This window comes from Lysobacter sp. CCNWLW3, from assembly GCF_036697405.1.
Classification (GTDB): Bacteria; Pseudomonadota; Gammaproteobacteria; order Xanthomonadales; family Xanthomonadaceae; genus Lysobacter.
On the sequence record NZ_JBAHWA010000001.1, the window covers coordinates 519284 to 536622 of the forward strand.

The following is a 17339-nucleotide window of genomic DNA, read 5'->3' on the forward strand; positions in this document are numbered from 1 at the left end:
CGGCGCGGCCCTACTTCGGCGGCGGCGGCGCCAGCACGCTGCGGTCGCCGTTGTGCTCGGGGGCGGTGACGATGCCGGCCGCCTCCATCGCCTCGATCAGGCGGGCGGCGCGGTTGTAGCCGATCTTGAGCCGGCGCTGCACGCCGGAGATCGAGGCACGGCGGGTCTCGGTGACGATGCGCACGGCCTCGTCGTAGAGCGGATCGGACTCGTCGCCGCCGCCGCCGCTCTCGGGCAGGCCGGTGGCGCCGACCACGATGCCGTCGCCCAGGGTCTGGACCTCGTCCAGCACGCCCTCGATGTAGTCCGGGCCGCCGCCGATCTGCTTGAGATGCTCGACCACGCGGTGCACTTCCTCGTCGGAGACGAAGGCGCCGTGCACGCGCTCGGGCATGGCCGTGCCCGGCGGCAGATAGAGCATGTCGCCGTGGCCCAGCAGGGTCTCGGCGCCGGACTGGTCGAGGATGGTGCGCGAGTCGATCTTGCTGGAAACCTGGAACGCGATGCGGGTCGGGATGTTGGCCTTGATCAGGCCGGTGATCACGTCCACCGACGGCCGCTGGGTGGCCAGGATCAGGTGGATGCCGGCCGCGCGCGCCTTCTGCGCCAGGCGCGCGATCAGTTCTTCGACCTTCTTGCCGACGATCATCATCATGTCGGCGAATTCGTCGATGAAGATGACGATGAAGGGCAGCGTCTCCAGCGGACGCGGGGCCTCGCCGAGCTCGGCATTGGGCTTGAACAGCGGGTCCATCATCGGCTGGCCCGCTTCCTCGGCGTCGCGGACCTTCTTGTTGAAGCCGGCCAGGTTGCGCACGCCGACCATCGACATCAGCTTGTAGCGGCGCTCCATCTCGGCCACGCACCAGCGCAGGCCGTTGGCGGCCTCCTTCATGTCGGTGACCACCGGCGCCAGCAGGTGCGGGATGCCCTGATAGACCGACAGCTCCAGCATCTTGGGGTCGATCATCAGCATCCGCAGTTCCTTCGCGGAAGCCTTGTACAGCAGGCTCAGCACCATCGCGTTGACCGCGACCGACTTGCCCGAACCGGTGGTGCCGGCGACCAGCAGGTGCGGCATGCGCGCCAGATCGGCCACGGTCGGGCGGCCGGCGATGTCCTTGCCCAGGGCCAGGGTCAGCGGGCTGCCGGACTTGTCGTATTCCTTGGAGCGCAGCAGCTCGGACAGGAAGATCATCTCGCGGGTGGTGTTCGGCGTTTCCAGGCCGATCACCGACTTGCCGGGAATCACGTCGACCACGCGCACCGATTTCACCGACAGACCACGCGCGATGTCCTTGTCCAGCGAGCTGATCTGGCTGACCTTGACGCCGGGCGCGGGCTGGACCTCGAAACGGGTGATGACCGGGCCCGGATAGGCGCCGACCACCTGGGCGTCGATGCGGAAGTCCTTGAGCTTGAATTCGATCTGCCGCGACAGGGTTTCCAGGGTCTCTTCGCTGTAGCCCTTGGGCTGCGGCTTGGGATCGTCCAGCAGGGCCAGCGGCGGAATACCGGTGCCGTCGCCGACGTGGAACAGCGGGATCTGCTGCTCGCGCTTGGCGCGCTCGCTCTTCTCCACCACCGGGGCCGGCGGCGGTTCGATCCGGACCTTCTCGCGCTTGGCGCGCAGTTCGGTGTCGACCTTGCGCGCTTCCTCGCGCTCCTCGCGCATGACCTGGGTCTGGCGCCACTCGGTCGCCTGCTGGCTGCCGCGCCGGAACAGCTTGCTCAGCAACGGGCCCAGGGCCATCGCCCACTGGCCGATCTTGTCCATCACCGCCAGCCAGGAAATGCCGGTGGCCAGGGTCAGCGAGATCAGCAGCAGCGCCAGCAGGAACAGGTTGCCGCCGACCGGGCCGAAGCCGGAGTACAGCGAACGCCCGACCAGTTGGCCGAGGATGCCGCCGCTGCCGGCGGAGAAATCGACGGCCGGGCCGAAACGCAGCTGCAGCAGGCCGGTGGCCGAGACCAGGAAGCCGACGATGCCGACCAGGCGCAGCGCCGGGCCGAGGTCGGCGTCGCCATCGCCGTCGCTGTCCATGCCGAACAGGGCGATCCAGGCGATCGCGCCCAGCATCAGCGGCAGCAGGAAGGCGACGTAACCGCACAGGTACAGCAGCACGTCGGCGGTCCAGGCGCCGACGCGCCCGCCCAGGTTGTGCAGCGGCGCGGTGATCGAGCCCGAATGCGACCAGCCCGGGTCCTGCGGCGAGAACGACAGCAGGCTGGCCAACAGGTACAGCAGCAGCGGCGCGATCAGGATCAGCGCGATATCGCGCACCAGCCGCTGCCGACGCGGCGAAGGCGGCGCCTTTTCCTTGGCCGGGGCGGCCTTCTTGCGGCTTGCGGAGGGAGCTTGCGCCACCGTGATGTTCTGCCTGAGCTAGATTCCGTTAGTTATTGAATATACGGCGGAACAGACCGAAATAACAGCCAATTCACAGCAAGATCCCCGCCGTAGCGGGGATCCGCGGGCGCCGCGGGGCGCCTCGCCGTCGTCCCGGCGGGACGACGGCCGGGCCGGCCTCCCTCGCGGAAGGCCCGGACGCCACGTTACAGCTTCATGCCCTGCAGCGCAGGATGCACCAACCGGCCGCCTTCGACATTGATGCCGCGCACCAGCGCCTGGTTGCCGCGCCAGTCGCCGCCGGCCAGCTTGTTGACCCAGGGCAGGATCGCCGCGCAGATCGCCTGCGACGAGGTCTGCGGCACCGCGCCGGGCATGTTGGTCACGCAGAAGTGGGTCACGCCCTCCTCCACATAGGTCGGCTCCTTCCAGGTGGTCGGGCGCGAGGTCTCGAAGCAACCGCCCTGGTCGATCGAGATGTCGACCACCACGCTGCCGTCTTCCATGCCCTTGAGCATGTCGCGGGTCAGCACGTGCGGCGCGCGCGCGCCGGTCACCAGCACCGCGCCGATCACCAGGTCGGCGGAGGCGACTTCGCGCGTCACCACGTCGTCGTAGGGGAACAGCGCGGTGACGTTATTGCCCAGGCGCATCATCTGGTCCATGCGGTCCTGGCGCATTTCGAACACGGTCACGTTGGAGCCGCCGGCCGCGGCCAGGGCCGCCGAAGCGCCGCCGGCCTGGCCCGCGCCGAACACCACGACCTTGCCGCGCTCGGTGGACGGCAGGCCGCCCAGCAGCTTGCCCTTGCCGTTCATGGGCTGGTGCAACAGGTGGGTGCCGACCTGGACGCCGATCTTGCCGGCGATGATCGACATCGGCGCCAGCAGCGGCAGGTCGCCGTTGGGCAGCTCCACGGTCTCGAAGGCGACGCCGGTCAGGCCGATGTCCAGCAACTGCCTGGTCAGCACCGGCTCGGCGGCCAGGTGCAGGTAGCAGAACAGCAGGTGGTCCTTGCGCAGGTGCCGCAGATCGCCGGCGATCGGCTCCTTGACCTTCACGATCAGCTCGCCCTGCTCGTACAGGGCGGCGGCGTCCGGCGCGATCCTGACGCCCAGGCGGGTGTAGTCGAGGTCCTTGAAGCCGCTTTTGACGCCGGCCTGCGTTTCCAGCCAGACCTCGTGGCCGCGCTTGACCAGGTCGCCGGCGGCGGCCGGGACCAGGGCCACGCGCCCTTCCAGGGTCTTGGTTTCCTTGGGTACGCCGATGCGCATCGCCATGCTCTCCGGTGGGATCGGAACCGGTGGATCGGAAAACGCCGCATGCGCTGCGCGCCCAGCCATGTGCTGCGGCGGAGGGGCCGGATCGCGAGCCGTGCAACATTGCGTCCGCGGCGCGCGCCTTGTGTTGCCGAGACGTCGCCGCCAAGCTATGGCGTCAACCGCATCTTCAACACGCTGGCGTACGGCTCGCGTGCCGGAGACACATCGCGCGAACGCGCGTCCCATAGCCCGCGATTATATACATGACCCCTTCGAAGCACTCCCGCGTCGTCATCCTCGGTTCCGGCCCCGCCGGCTGGACCGCCGCCGTCTACGCCGCCCGCGCCAACCTCAAACCGCTGGTCATCACCGGCCTGCAGCAGGGCGGCCAGCTGATGACCACGACCGAGGTCGACAACTGGCCCGGCGACGCCCACGGCCTGATGGGGCCGGACCTGATGGCGCGCATGCAATCGCATGCCGAACGCTTCGACACCGAGGTGGTGTTCGACCACATCCACAGCGCCGATCTGTCCAAGCGTCCGTTCCGCCTCACCGGCGACAGCGGCGAGTACACCGCCGACGCCCTGATCATCGCCACCGGCGCCACCGCCAAGTACCTGGGCCTGCCCTCGGAAGAGGAATACAAGGGCCGCGGCGTGTCCGCCTGCGCGACCTGCGACGGTTTCTTCTACAAGGACCAGGACGTGGCGGTGATCGGCGGCGGCAACACCGCGGTCGAGGAAGCGCTGTACCTGTCCAACATCGCGCGCAAGGTCTACCTGGTCCACCGCCGCGACACCCTGCGCGCCGAGAAGATCATGCAGGACAAGCTGCACGCCAAGATCCAGGCCGGCAAGATCGAGCCGGTGTGGCACCACGTGGTCGAGGAAGTGCTGGGCAACGACGCCGGCGTGACCGGCCTGCGGGTGAAGTCGGTGCAGGACGATTCGGTGCGCGAGCTGGCGATCCACGGCTTCTTCGTCGCCATCGGCCATACCCCGAACACCACCCTGTTCGAGGGCCAACTCGAGATGAAGAACGGCTACCTGACCATCAAGACCGGCCTGGACGGCAACGCCACCCAGACCTCGGTCGAGGGCGTGTTCGCCGCCGGCGACGTCGCCGACCAGGTCTACCGCCAGGCGATCACCTCGGCCGGCTTCGGCTGCATGGCGGCGCTGGACGCAGAGAAGTTCCTCGACAAGGACGCCTGAGCGTGCGCGGCGCGCTCGCGGCGGTGGGGTGGCTGCTGGCGCTGGCGATCGCGCCCGACGCAATCGCGCGCGAACCGGGCTTGTTCTGCCTGGATCGCGCCGAGCTCGCGCAGCGGCGCAAGAACGCCGGCGACGCGGCGCGGCAATACATCTACAGCGACAAGAGCAGCTTCGGCTCGTTGATCGCCGGCTACGAAAGCACGCTCGCGGCCGCCGAACGCGGCGACAAAGTTTCTCAGCGCAAGATCGGCGGCTTCTGGGCCGCCTGCGTGCTCGACGGCGACGGCATGAGCGCGCCCAAGCAGGCCACGGCCGCGGCCTATCTGAGCGCCGCGGCCAAGCGCGGCGATAGCCAGGCCGCGCGCTATCTGGCGCTGTTCTACGCGCTGGGCAGCGGGGTGCCGGCCGACTACGCGCAGGCCTACCGCCAGCTGGTCGCCTCCGGTTATCCGGAGACGAACCTGGCCCAGTCCGTCGCCACGCTTAAAGTCGCCCAGGCATCGCCGGCAGAGCAGCAGGCGATCGTGGCCTTCGGGCAAGCGCTGCGGGCACTGCTCCAGCAACGCCTGCAGCCGCTGGCGGAGCAGATCGTGCGCAAGGAAGCGGCGGGTCGCCCGCTGTCGGTGCGCGCGGGGGTCTACACCTGCCCCAACCGCGTCGAGATCGTGCAGGCCGACGAGGGCATCGAGCGCGAAGCGCTGCTGCCGCAATTGCAGTCCCTGGTCCAGCGCCTGCCGTCGGCCGGCCTTCCCTGCAACGCCGACGACGGCCGGCCGGTGGGCATGCTCATACCGTTCACGATCAAACGCTGATGACGACAACTCCCGCACTGCAGATCCGCGACGACCGCGACGGCCCCTGCTCGGACCAGGACTTCGCGCGCATCCACGAATTCATCGGGCAGTCCTATTGGGCCGCCGGCATTCCCGCGCAAACCCTGCGCCGCGCCCTGGAGCACTCGCTGTGCTACCGCGGCTACCTCGACGGCGAACTGGTCGCGTTCGCGCGCGCGGTCAGCGACCGGGCCACCTTCGCCTACCTCGCCGACGTGTTCGTACTGGAGTCGCAACGCGGCCGCGGCTACGGCCGTGCGATCGTGCGCGCAGCGATGGACGACGCGCGCCTGCAGGGCCTGCGCCGCTGGCACCTGGTCACGCGCGACATGCACCGTCTGTATGCGGGCCTGGGCTTCGACGCCCTGAGCCAGCCCGAGCTCCACATGCAGCGCCACGACCCCGATGTCTACCGACGCGGCGGCTGAGCCGATCCGCGCGCGCCTGCTGGGCGATCTGTCCGAGCTGGCGCCCGCGCAGTGGGACGCGCTCCACGACGGTCGCAACCCCTTCCTCGCCCACGCCTTCCTGTCCGGGCTGGAGCGGCATGGCTGCCTGCGCGAAGACTGGGGCTGGACCCCACAGCACCTGAGCCTATGGCGCGGCGAGCAACTGATCGCGGCGGCGCCGGCCTACCTCAAGGACAACTCCCACGGCGAGTTCGTGTTCGACCACGCCTGGGCCCATGCCTACGCGCAGCACGGCCTGGACTACTTTCCGAAGTGGCTGTGCGCGGTGCCCTACTCGCCAGTGACCGGTCCGCGCCTGCTCGCGCGCGATCCGGCCGAGCGCGGTCTGCTGGTCGAGGCCATGCGCGCGCTGGCCGAACGCCAGGGGCTGTCCTCGGCGCACGTGAACTTCCATACCGAAGACGAGGACACGCTGTTCGACGCGGACTGGCTGCAACGCAGCGACGTCCAATACCACTGGCGCAATCCGATCGGCGCCGACGGCCCGGCCTGGCGCGACTTCGACGGCTTCCTGGCCGCGTTCGACCACAAGCACCGCAAGAACATCCGCCAGGAGCGCGCCAAGGTCGCGCGCGCCGGGGTGCGCTTCCGCGTCGTCGAGGGCGCCGACGCCGGCGAGGCCGAGCTGGCGCTGATGCACGGCTTCTACCTGCGCACCTTCGCCGACTACGGCAACCATCCGGCCCTGACCCTGGACTTCCTGCGCCATCTGGCGCACGAGATGCCGCGCGCGCTGGTGATCTTCCTGGCCGAACTGGACGGCCGCGCGATCGCCGGCGCGCTGTGCCTGCGCGGCGGCGACACCCTGTACGGCCGCTACTGGGGCGCCGAGCGGGCGCTGCCCGGGCTGCACTTCGAGACCTGTTACTACCAGGGCATCGACTATTGCCTGCGCGAAGGCTTGCACTGCTTCGAACCCGGCGCCCAGGGCGAGCACAAACTCGCGCGCGGCTTCCTGCCCCGCTTCGTGCGCAGCCGCCACTGGATCGCCCACGAAGGCTTCCGCGCCGCGCTGGCCCCGTGGTGCCGCGACGAGCGCGCTTCGATCCGCGACTACGCGCGCACCCTGGCCGCGCATGGCCCGTTCAAGCAGAACGATTGATCCGCATCGTCGCCGGCGGCGGCTGCAGCCGCGGCCGAACTCGGCGATCATCCCGGCGATGAATCCCCTGCCCGCGCTGCTGCCCGCCGATCCCGACGCGCCGTTCCCGCCCGCCGAGCGCGCCCTGCGCCGTCCGGACGGCCTGCTCGCGGTCGGCGGCGATCTGTCGCCGGCGCGGCTGCTCAATGCCTACCGGCACGGCGTGTTTCCCTGGTACTCCGAGGGCCAGCCGATCCTGTGGTGGAGCCCGGATCCGCGCACCGTGTTCCGCAGCGACGGCGTGCGCCTGTCCTCGAAGTTCCGCCGCCGATTGCGGCGCAGCGGCTGGCGCGTGCGCGCCGACACCGCCTTCGACCAGGTCGTCGAGGCCTGCGCATGCATGCCGCGCCCGGGCCAGGACGGCACCTGGATCACCGACGAGATGCGCGCGGCCTATCTGCAGCTCCACCATCTGGGCCACGCCCATTCGGTCGAGGTCTACGACGGCGCGCGCCTGGCCGGCGGCATCTACGGCGTCGCGATCGGGCGCATGTTCTATGGCGAGAGCATGGTCTCGCTGCAATCGGGCGGCTCCAAGGTCGCCCTGGCGGCTCTGGCGCGGCGCCTGCACGCCTGGGGCTGGCCGCTGCTGGACGCCCAGGTGGAGAACGAGCACCTGCTCAGCCTGGGCGCCGAACTCTGGCCTCGCGCGCGCTTCCTGGCGGCGGTGGCCGAACTCAGCGCCGCCGACGTGGCGCCCGGCCCCTGGACCGCCGCGTTCGGCGATCGACCCGCCAGCGAACTGGCCGACCTCCCTGAGGCCGCAGCGCCCGCCACGGCGCATCGGGACGCCGATTAACATTATTTTTGCGCCGCCGCCCCCGGCGTGGCACAATGCCGGGCTTCGCGGGCGCGAAACGCCCGTTCTTCCTCATCCAGGAAACACATGGCAAAAGACGACGTGATCGAATTCGAGGGCACGGTGGCGGAAACCCTTCCGAACACCATGTTCCGCGTGCGCCTCGAAAACGGGCACGAGATCATCGCCCACATTTCGGGGCGGATGCGCAAGAACTACATCCGCATCCTCACCGGCGACAAGGTCAAGGTCGAAATGACGCCCTACGACCTGACCAAGGGACGCATCACCTACCGCATGAAGTAATTGCGGTAACCGATTGAAAAAAGCGGCCATTGGCCGCTTTTTTCGTTCTGAGGGTCCGAGCCGGCCGAGGCGGCATTGCGCCCGCTCTTATCGCGGCGCGGCCGTAACTGGCCGCCCCCTGCCGATGGCGGCAGCGCGTCGCACTATGGATCCCGTAGCGGCCAGGCGAGCGATGCCGATCCAGCCAGGCGAGCCCCAGCAGGCTCTGCCGGTCCGACGGCAGCCCTGGCACCCGCAAGGCAAGCGCGCATACGAGCTTGGCGTGCGCGTCGCCCTGGCTGCCGACGGCAGCCGACGACCGACCTCCCGCCATGCGCCCCATCCGCGATGCGATGCGTGCCATGCCGGATACGCACGCAGCGGCCGCATGCCGTCCAGCTCCGGTCGGCGCGCCGGAGCGCGCCCATCGTCCGCCGCTCGCCCCGCACGCGTCGCTGCTGTCGATGCGACGAGGGCGCGCGCAGCGGCACGACGCGCACCAGCCTGCGGACGGATATCTCAACGCGTAAACGCTTGGGCCTGGGATCGGCACCGTCGATCGCCGCGCACGCAAGCAGCGGACCGACGGCGCGCCCGCCTGCAACCCAATCGCGCGTCCGTGCATCCATACCCGCATGCCGCACCTGAGCAGGTGCGCGGCGATGGCCGAACTCCCATGCGGGCGCTCGTCGCGATCGCTTGCGCCTTGCGCAGCTGGGCTCGCTGCGCAAACCGCCGCTGCGGATTCGTCGGCGTCTGCGCCGATTCGCGCCGGCCAGGCCGCGGACCGTCGCAAACGCCTTGCGTCGCAAGACGCGGGACGCAGCGTGGGCAGCGCAGCATGCGCTTCGTTCGGAATCGGGCATGGGCCAAGGCCCATGGTGCCGGAGGTCATGGCGACTTCCTCCAGATTCGGTACGAGCCGCGCACCACTAGCTTAATCACGCCCCGTTCCCATCAGGAGAGATGCCATGCGCCACCCCCACCGACTTGCCCTGTCGCTCGCGTTCGGCCTGTGCGCCCTGAGCGCGCAAGCCCTGGCCGGCGAAGCCGTGCAGGACTGCGTGGAGCTCAGCGGCTCCCAGCAGGTATCGCGCTTCGGCAGTCAGTACGTGCTGGTCGCCGACGGCGGCAGCTACTACCGCCTCAGCGTCTCCAGTTCCTGCGACGGGCTGCAGATGGCGACCCGCTTCGACGTCGCCGCCGACGGCCAGAGCGGCCGGATCTGCCCCAGCGGCACCCGCGTCAAGCTCAACAAGGACGATTGCAAGGTGACCGCGGTCGAGCGCATCGACGAGGCCGCCTACGCGCGCTACAACAAGCGCCGCTGAGCGGAGGCGTAAGCGTTCGCCGCGATCGCGGAAGCGGCGCCCGTCACGAATCCGCGCCGGCCCGAAAGGCTGGCGCAGATGGGCCCGCGCCGACACGCTGAGCTGCGCAGGCGCTCCGCCCGGGCTGGAACGATGCATACCGCCGTTTCTCCCCCTGCCTGACGCTAGCCGCCGGTCCTTCCCCTTTGAAAAAGGGGATCGAGGGGGATTTGCCCTCCCTCAGCAGGCAACCCATCCATGGCTCGTCAGGCTCACCACGAACGGGCCCTGACCTAGCGCGGCAATCCAACCCCTCAACGAAAACAGGCGGCCCGAGGGCCGCCTGTTTCGTATCGCTTAGCGTCGCCGATCGACGCGACGCCGGCGCTCACACCGTAACCGGCAACAGCTTCTCCGGCTCGGCCTGGGCCTCGACCACCAGCTCGTCGTTCTTGACGTCGATGCTGACGCGGCCGCCGCCGACCAGCTTGCCGAACAGCAGCTCGTCCGCGAGCGGGCGCTTGATCTTGTCCTGGATCACGCGCGCCATCGGGCGGGCGCCCATCAGCGGATCGAAGCCGTGCTGAGCCAGCCAGTCGCGCGCGGTCGGGGTCGCGCTCAGGCTGACGTTCTTCTCGTGCAGCTGGGCTTCCAGTTCGATCAGGAACTTGTCGACCACGCGCAGGATGTGATCGAAGCCCAGCGCCTGGAACTGCACCACCGCGTCGAGGCGGTTGCGGAATTCCGGGGTGAAGCTGCGCCGGATCACTTCCATGGCGTCGGTCGAATGGTCCTGCTGGGTGAAGCCGATCGTGCGCCGCGCCGCCTGCGCCGCGCCGGCGTTGGTGGTCATCACCAGGATCACGTTCTTGAAGTTGGCCTCGCGACCGTTGGTGTCGGTCAGGGTGCCGCGGTCCATGACCTGCAACAGGATGTTGAAGATGTCCGGATGCGCCTTCTCGACCTCGTCCAGCAGCAGCACGCAGTGCGGGGTCTTGACGATCTTCTCGGTCAGCAGGCCGCCCTGGTCGAAACCGACGTAGCCCGGAGGCGCGCCGATCAGGCGGCTGACCGAATGCGGCTCCATGTATTCGGACATGTCGAAGCGCACCAGCTCGATGCCCAGCTGCAGGGCGAGCTGCTTGGTGACCTCGGTCTTGCCCACGCCGGTGGGGCCGGCGAACAGGAAATTGCCGATCGGCTTGTCCGGATTGCCCAGGCCCGAGCGCGCGAGCTTGATCGCCGCGGTCAGGGTATCGATGGCCGGATCCTGGCCGAAGATCACCATCTTGAGGTTGCGCTCGAGGTTGCGCAGCACGTCCTTGTCGCTGGCCGACACCTGCTTGGTCGGGATGCGCGCCATCTTGGCCACGATGGTCTCGATCTCTTCGATGTCGATCAGGCTCTTGCGCACGTTCTCCGGCAGCAGGCGCTGGCGCGCGCCGGCCTCGTCGATCACGTCGATGGCCTTGTCCGGCAGCAAACGATCGCCGATGTGCTTGACCGACAGGTCGACCGCGGCCTGCAGCGCCTCGTCGGCGTAGGTCACGCCGTGATGCGCTTCGTACTTGGGCTTGAGGCCCTGCAGGATCTCGAAGGTCTCGCCCACGGTCGGCTCGACGATGTCGATCTTCTGGAAGCGCCGCGCCAGCGCGCGGTCCTTCTCGAAGATGCCGCGGTATTCCTGGAAGGTGGTCGAGCCGATGCAGCGCAGCTCGCCCGAGGACAGCGCCGGCTTGATCAGGTTGCTGGCGTCCATGGTGCCGCCGCTGGCCGAGCCGGCGCCGATGATGGTGTGGATCTCATCGATGAACAGCACCGCGTCGGGCAGCTTCTTGAGCTGCGCCAGCACCGCCTTGAGGCGCTTTTCGAAGTCGCCGCGGTACTTGGTGCCGGCCACCAGCGCGCCCAGGTCCAGCGCATAGATGGTGGCGTTCTCCAGCACCATCGGCACATCGCCGTCGACGATGCGCTTGGCCAGGCCTTCGGCGATCGCGGTCTTGCCCACGCCGGCCTCGCCGACGTAGAGCGGGTTGTTCTTGCGCCGGCGGCACAGCACCTGGATGGTGCGCTCGACCTCGTCGGCGCGCCCGACCAGGGGGTCGATGCGGCCGTCGCGGGCGAGCTGGTTGAGGTTGACCGCGAACTCGGCCAGGGCGTCGGACTTGCCCTCGCCCTCGCCGCCCTCGGCCGGCTTGGCCTCGCCGTCCTCGTGCTGGCCGCCCGCGTCCTCGGCGCCGTGCTTGGCGATGCCGTGCGACAGGTAATTGACCACGTCCAGGCGGGCCACGTCCTGCTGGTTGAGGAAGTAGACCGCGTGCGAGTCCTTCTCGCCGAAGATCGCCACCAGCACATTGGCGCCGGTGACCTCCTTCTTGCCCGAGGACTGGACGTGGTAGACCGCGCGCTGCAGCACGCGCTGGAAGCCCAGGGTGGGCTGGGTGTCGCGATCGACGTCCTCTGGCAGCACCGACACCGAGGTCGCGATGGCCTGTTCGAGGTCGCTGCGCAGTCGCGCGAAGTCGGCGCCGCAGGCCTTGAGCACGCCCTCGGCGGAGGGGTTGTCCAAGAGCGCCAGCAGCAGGTGTTCGACCGTCATGTACTCGTGGCGCGCCTCGCGGGCGCGCTTATAGCACTGGCCGATGCTGTATTCGAGATCCTTGCTGAACATGGGAGGGGGCCTCCAGTACGTATGCACCCTTGATTGGGGCCGGCCGGCGGTTTTTCCATCCCCGTCGTCGCGGAGCTACAGCACCTGTTCTAAGCCTTTTCCATCGTGCACAGCAAGGGGTGCTGGTGCAGCCTTGAAAATTCGTTCACCTGCGCCACCTTGGACTCGGCGACCTCGCGGGTGAACACCCCGCAGACGCCGCGGCCGCGGGTGTGCACGTGGAGCATGATCTGGGTCGCTTTCTCGGCGTTCATGGGGAAAAAGCGCATCAGCACCTCCACCACGAAGTCCATCGGAGTGTAATCGTCGTTCAGCAACAGCACGGAATACAGCGGCGGCCGGGCGACTTCCGGCTTCCCCGTCTCCACCAGTACGCCATGGCTGTGTTCGTGATCGGTTTGTTTGGGCATACGGAAATTATACGGCCGACAGGCCGTGGGCCGTGGACGCCCGAGTGCGTGACAAGCAAAATGGCGGCGATGTTCCCAATCCCAACCTCTCCGTGAAAGGAATCCCGATGCGCCTTACCACCCTGGCCCTATCCGCCGCGCTCGCCGCCGCCCTGCTGCTGCCCGCCGCCGCCCAGGCCGCCAGCAACAAGGCCCAGGCCGACGAGGCCAAGCACTCGACCGCCGCCGACCCGCGCATCGCCAAGCAGCTGGACGGCTTGGGTTACAAGTACGAGGTGGACGAGGATGGCGATTACAAGTTGACGTTCGAGATGGACGACGACCGCAGCCAGCTGGGTTTCGTGATCTCGCGCACCGAAAGCTACGGCAAGCACAAGGTCCGCGAAGTCTGGGCCCCGGCCTATCGCTCCGAAGGCGACGCTTTCCCGGCCGAACTGGCCAACAAGCTGCTCGAGGACAGCCAGTCCAGCAAGATGGGCGGCTGGGTCAAGCAGGGCAACATGGCCGTGTTCGTGGTCAAGCTGCGCGCCGACGCGCCGGCCGAGGAGCTCGACGACGCCCTCGACTACGCCCTGCGCGCGGCCGACCTGATGGAATCCGAGCTGACCCCGGGCAAGGACGAGTTCTGATGAGCTACCGCGAGGGCCGCTTCTGGCAGCCGGACATCACCGTGGCCACGGTGGTGGTCGACGGCGGGCGGCTGCTGGTGGTCGAGGAAACGGTCGGCGGGCGCCTGGTGATCAACCAGCCCGCCGGCCACCTCGAGCCCGACGAGAGCCTGGCCGACGCCGCCCTGCGCGAGACCCGCGAGGAAACCGGCTGGGACGTGCGCCTGACCGGCTTCGTGGGTGCCTACCAGTGGAAAGCACCGTTGCAGCCCGATGGCAGCGGCGGCCGTCACTACCTGCGCTTCGCCTTCGCCGCGGTACCGGTCGCGCACGACCCCGGCCGGCGCCTGGACGAAGGCATCGTGCGCGCGGTCTGGCTGACCCCGGACGAGCTCCAGTCCGAGTCCGCGCGCCATCGCAGCCCCCTGGTCTGGCGCACCGCCAGCGACTTCCTGGCCGGTCGCCGTCACCCGCTGGACCTGATGCAGCACCTGGATTGAACGCCGTGGCTTCGGTACGCACCGTGGTGGGCATGTCGGGCGGGGTCGATTCCTCGGTCGCGGCCCTGATCCTGCGCGACGCCGGCGAGCCGATCGCGGGCTTGTTCATGCAGAACTGGGCCGACGACGGCAGCGGCGACTGCCGCGCCGAGGACGACCGCCGCGACGCGGTCGCGGTCTGCGGCCGGCTCGGCGTGCCGATCCATTTTCGCGACTTCTCGCGCGAGTACTGGGACGGCGTGTTCGCCCACTTCCTGGCCGAGTACGCGGCCGGACGCACGCCCAACCCGGACGTGCTGTGCAACCGCGAGATCAAGTTCAAGCACTTCCTCGACGCCGCCCACGAGCTGGGCGCCGAGTTCATCGCCACCGGCCACTACGCCCGGGTCGACCGCAGCGGCGGCCGCCACCGGCTGCTGCGCGCGGCCGACCGCGGCAAGGACCAGAGCTATTTCCTGCACCAGCTCGGCCAGGCCCAGCTGGCCGCAACCCGGTTCCCGCTGGGCGAGCTGATCAAGACCGACGTGCGCGCGATGGCCCAGGCCGCCGGCCTGCCGACCGCGGCCAAGAAGGACTCGACCGGGATCTGCTTCATCGGCGAGCGCGATTTCCGCGAATTCCTGTCGCGCTACCTGCCCGCGCGCGCCGGCGAGATCCGCGCCGTCGACGGCGATCGCGCCGACGGGCGGGTGATCGGCAGCCACGCCGGCGTGTTCTATTTCACCCTGGGCCAGCGCGAAGGCCTGAACATCGGCGGCGTGCGCGGCTACGAGGCGGCGCCCTGGTACGTGGTCGGCAAGGACGTGGCGCGCAACGTGCTGTACGTGGACCAGGGCAGCGACAGCCGCTGGCTGCGCTCGCAGGCGCTATGGTCGGAAACCGCCCACTGGATCGCCGGCGCGCCGCCGGCGCGGCGTTTCGCCTGCAGCGCCCAGACCCGCTACCGCCAGCCCGACGAGGCCTGCGAGGTCGAAGTGCTGGACGACGGCCGCCTGCAGCTGCGCTTCGCGCGCCCGCAGCGCGCGGTCACCCCCGGTCAATCGCTGGTGCTGTACGACGGTGAGGTCTGCCTGGGCGGCGCCGTGATCGCCGCCACCGACGCACCGCTGGAACACTATTTGAAGGTCAATGCCGCATGAGTTCCACCCGTAGCGCCTCCCCCGCTTCCCCGGCGATTGCCGAGCGCGTGCTCGCCCTCGCCGGCCTGGTCCAGGCCCTGGCCCAGGTCCGCCGCATCGCCGACACCGGCCAGGCCAATGCCGCGGTGCTGGGCACGGCGCTGGATTCGGTATTCCGCATCGACGCCGCCTCGCCGGCGCAGGTCTACGGCGGCACCGAGGCCCTGCGCCCGGGGCTGGTGCTGCTGCGCGACTATTTCGTGCGCGACACCAAGGACGAGCAGCTGCCGCGTCTGGCGATGGCGGTGATGCAGCTGGAGCGCCGTTTCGTGCGCGACTCGGCCATGGCCGAGCGCGTGCAGGCCGGCATCCGCGCCCAGGCCGGCGCCGCCGAACGCCTGGGCAGCGCCCATCCGGACGTGCTGGCCGCGCTGGGCGGGCTGTACGCGGAAACCCTGAGCCACCTGCGCCCGCGCGTGCTGGTGCAGGGCAACCCGCACTACCTGGGCCAGGCCAACGTGGTCGCGGAAGTGCGCGCGGTGCTGCTGGCGGCCGTGCGTTCGGCGGTGCTGTGGCGCCAGCTGGGCGGCAGCTTGTGGGACTTCCTGCTGCGGCGGCGCGACATGATCGCCGCGCTCAACGCCTATCTCGACTAGGGCGGATTCGCGGGCGATCGCGAGGACGCGTGGTCGGCGCTAGCGAGCCGGGGGCGGAGCGGTGGAACGACCGGCATGGGCCGGCCCGGCGCTAGAGGCCGGCGGCGCCGCCTTGGGCCCAGGCCCAGGCCACGGCTGCGATCAGGGTCAGTCCCAGGGTCCAGCGCAAGGCGCGGTCGAGCCTATCGGCCCGGACGGATTTGACGGTCTTCATGGCATTCCCCCTGTGCGTGCAAATCACACACCAGCACGCGTTTTGCATCTGCGAATGCCGTCACGTCGCCGTGCGGCGCAACGCCGCGGAATGCGACGTGCTTCGCGTCTTCGCATCGCGGTCCTGCGGCGATGCGTCCTACTTATGAAGAGTACGCGGCGCAACTGAAACGCCGGCCAAATCGGCCTGCATGGCGGTACGGGTTCGCAGGTGCGGCGAGTCGAGCTTCCATCGCGATGCGCATGGGGTTCGTGCGCATCCCAGGGCCGCCTACGGCGGCCTTGGCCCTCCCGTATGCCCTGCCCCAGCGCGCAGCCCCTACCCCACTCAATCCGCGTCCAGCGCCGCCAGCACGCCGCCCAGGTCGGCGATCGTGTCGAGCGCCGCATCGCCGGCCTTGAGGCCCTCCCGACGCAGCAGCAGGCTGCGCATGCCGTAGCGGCGCGGCCCGTGCAGGTCGGCCTCGAGGGTGTCGCCGACCATCAGCACCTGCCCGGGCTCGCAACCCAGCTGACGGCAGACGTACGCGTAGATCGCCGGCTCGGGCTTGATCGCGCCGACCTCGAAGCTCCAGGCGTAGGCGTCCAGCGCCGGCAGCAGGCGCAGCACCGGTGCGGCATAGGGCGCGGCCAGGTTGGAGCACAGGCCGAGCTTGAGGCCGCGCGCCGCCAGGGCCTGCAGCACCGCCAGGGTATCCGGGAATAGGCACACCGACGCCAGTTCGTCCTGTAGGTCGCGCTCCAGCGCGGCCAGCTCGGGCGCGGCCAGCTCGGCGCCCAGCAGCGCAGCGGCGCCGGCCAAGTCGAGCTCGCAGCTCATGATGGCAGCGGCGTCGCCGGCCTGACGCGCCCGCCCCGCCGCCTCCATCCGCGTCAGCAGCGCCCGGAACGGCGCCCGCCGCTCGCCTATGCGCACCAGGGTGCCGTACACGTCGAACACCACCGCCCGTATCGTCATCGCCAACCCGCCTGGAACCGGACGCCAGCCTACTAGGCTTCTTCGACCACCAGCACGATCTCCGGGCCGATGACCCGCAGCGCCTGGAGCTGCTGATTGGATAGCGAGGCACCGGACAGAACCAGAGACTCCAGGCCTGGAATGCGCGCGATCGCCTCTATGGCAGGGAACGAGAGCCTCGAAACATTGAGCGCGATCTGATTCACACCACGAAGCCCCGCGAGAGATGCGAGCTCACTGTCGGTGGCGGGCGTGTCGATCAGACTCACGGCAAAAAACTCCGACTCCCACACATAGCCGCCACCGATCGCCTCGATGTGCGCGAGGATGGTTTCGTTCGCTGCTGCGGCGGAATCGGATGTTTTCATGGGACCTGATGCCTGAACCAAGCCGAGCCGCGAGTTGGCTTGGGCTGGAATGGATTATTAGCGATCATCCGGCGTGCGCCCAGCCTTCCCCGCCACGCGATCCGCGCGAAGCGCCTCGGCCCGGCACCGCTACCCCACCGAATTGCCACCCGCCCGCGAGGTCCGGCCCG

General features: G+C 69.3%; 18 protein-coding genes. 11 read left to right on the forward strand and 7 right to left on the reverse strand.

Annotated elements, in window-relative coordinates; translation table 11 throughout:
* Positions 1-10 precede the first annotated feature (10 nt).
* Together V1318_RS02340 and V1318_RS02345 are read right to left on the reverse strand one after the other, a co-directional pair.
* Entirely contained in the window at positions 11-2368 is a 2358-nt protein-coding gene (locus tag V1318_RS02340; protein ID WP_332937370.1) for a DNA translocase FtsK 4TM domain-containing protein, read from the reverse strand.
* A gap of 188 nt (positions 2369-2556) precedes the next feature.
* On the reverse strand, positions 2557-3630 hold the full coding sequence (locus V1318_RS02345; protein WP_332937372.1) for an alanine dehydrogenase: 1074 nt from the start codon (positions 3628-3630) through the stop codon (positions 2557-2559).
* 245 nt (positions 3631-3875) lie between these two features.
* Between V1318_RS02345 and trxB the strand changes: the two genes are divergently transcribed.
* The 7 genes from trxB to V1318_RS02380 all read left to right on the forward strand — a co-directional run bounded on the left by trxB (position 3876) and on the right by V1318_RS02380 (position 9688).
* On the forward strand, positions 3876-4829 hold the full coding sequence (gene trxB / locus V1318_RS02350) for a thioredoxin-disulfide reductase (protein ID WP_332937374.1): 954 nt from the start codon (positions 3876-3878) through the stop codon (positions 4827-4829).
* A gap of 2 nt (positions 4830-4831) precedes the next feature.
* Positions 4832-5641, forward strand: a complete 810-nt coding sequence (locus tag V1318_RS02355) for a hypothetical protein (RefSeq protein WP_332937376.1) — start codon at positions 4832-4834, stop codon at positions 5639-5641.
* The gene (locus V1318_RS02360; protein WP_332937378.1) at positions 5641-6090 is read left to right on the forward strand and encodes a GNAT family N-acetyltransferase; all 450 of its coding nucleotides are present in this window, start codon (positions 5641-5643) and stop codon (positions 6088-6090) included. Before V1318_RS02355 ends, V1318_RS02360 begins: the two co-directional genes overlap by 1 nt.
* Positions 6068-7234 carry a GNAT family N-acetyltransferase gene (locus tag V1318_RS02365; protein WP_332937380.1) on the forward strand — a complete coding sequence of 389 codons (1167 nt, stop codon included), beginning with the start codon at positions 6068-6070 and terminating at the stop codon, positions 7232-7234. The genes V1318_RS02360 and V1318_RS02365 overlap by 23 nt, the downstream gene beginning before the upstream one ends.
* 58 nt (positions 7235-7292) lie before the next feature.
* Complete coding sequence (aat, locus tag V1318_RS02370) at positions 7293-8072, forward strand: leucyl/phenylalanyl-tRNA--protein transferase (RefSeq protein ID WP_332937381.1); 780 nt, start codon at positions 7293-7295, stop codon at positions 8070-8072.
* Between the two features lie 87 nt (positions 8073-8159).
* The gene (gene infA, locus V1318_RS02375; protein WP_031372296.1) at positions 8160-8378 is read left to right on the forward strand and encodes a translation initiation factor IF-1; all 219 of its coding nucleotides are present in this window, start codon (positions 8160-8162) and stop codon (positions 8376-8378) included.
* 950 nt (positions 8379-9328) lie between these two features.
* Positions 9329-9688 carry a hypothetical protein gene (locus V1318_RS02380; protein ID WP_332937390.1) on the forward strand — a complete coding sequence of 120 codons (360 nt, stop codon included), beginning with the start codon at positions 9329-9331 and terminating at the stop codon, positions 9686-9688.
* A gap of 367 nt (positions 9689-10055) precedes the next feature.
* On the opposite strand, the gene clpA is transcribed toward V1318_RS02380, so the two are convergent.
* Entirely contained in the window at positions 10056-12338 is a 2283-nt protein-coding gene (gene clpA, locus V1318_RS02385) for an ATP-dependent Clp protease ATP-binding subunit ClpA (protein WP_332937391.1), read from the reverse strand.
* Positions 12339-12427: 89 nt separating this feature from the next.
* Complete coding sequence (clpS, locus tag V1318_RS02390) at positions 12428-12748, reverse strand: ATP-dependent Clp protease adapter ClpS (protein WP_115858042.1); 321 nt, start codon at positions 12746-12748, stop codon at positions 12428-12430.
* A gap of 107 nt (positions 12749-12855) precedes the next feature.
* On the opposite strand from clpS, the gene V1318_RS02395 reads away from it, so the two are divergent.
* Genes V1318_RS02395 through hflD form a run of 4 tightly spaced genes read left to right on the forward strand, consistent with a single transcriptional unit; the run spans position 12856 to position 15630 of the window.
* Entirely contained in the window at positions 12856-13377 is a 522-nt protein-coding gene (locus tag V1318_RS02395; protein ID WP_332937394.1) for a YbjN domain-containing protein, read from the forward strand.
* Positions 13377-13856 carry an NUDIX hydrolase gene (locus V1318_RS02400; protein WP_332937395.1) on the forward strand — a complete coding sequence of 160 codons (480 nt, stop codon included), beginning with the start codon at positions 13377-13379 and terminating at the stop codon, positions 13854-13856. Before V1318_RS02395 ends, V1318_RS02400 begins: the two co-directional genes overlap by 1 nt.
* A gap of 5 nt (positions 13857-13861) precedes the next feature.
* Positions 13862-14995 (forward strand): tRNA 2-thiouridine(34) synthase MnmA, encoded by a 1134-nt coding sequence (gene mnmA, locus V1318_RS02405; RefSeq protein ID WP_332937396.1) that lies wholly within the window; start codon positions 13862-13864, stop codon positions 14993-14995.
* Positions 14992-15630 carry a high frequency lysogenization protein HflD gene (gene hflD, locus V1318_RS02410; protein ID WP_332937398.1) on the forward strand — a complete coding sequence of 213 codons (639 nt, stop codon included), beginning with the start codon at positions 14992-14994 and terminating at the stop codon, positions 15628-15630. The genes mnmA and hflD overlap by 4 nt, the downstream gene beginning before the upstream one ends.
* 91 nt (positions 15631-15721) lie before the next feature.
* On the opposite strand, the gene V1318_RS02415 is transcribed toward hflD, so the two are convergent.
* The 3 genes from V1318_RS02415 to V1318_RS02425 form a co-directional block, all read right to left on the reverse strand.
* Positions 15722-15844, reverse strand: coding sequence for a hypothetical protein (locus V1318_RS02415; protein WP_332937400.1), 123 nt, complete (start codon positions 15842-15844; stop codon positions 15722-15724).
* 327 nt (positions 15845-16171) lie between these two features.
* A complete protein-coding gene (locus V1318_RS02420; protein WP_332937402.1) occupies positions 16172-16801 on the reverse strand; it encodes an HAD family hydrolase in 630 nt (209 codons plus the stop codon).
* 32 nt (positions 16802-16833) lie between these two features.
* Complete coding sequence (locus V1318_RS02425) at positions 16834-17169, reverse strand: hypothetical protein (protein ID WP_332937405.1); 336 nt, start codon at positions 17167-17169, stop codon at positions 16834-16836.
* Between the last annotated feature and the right edge of the window lie 170 nt (positions 17170-17339).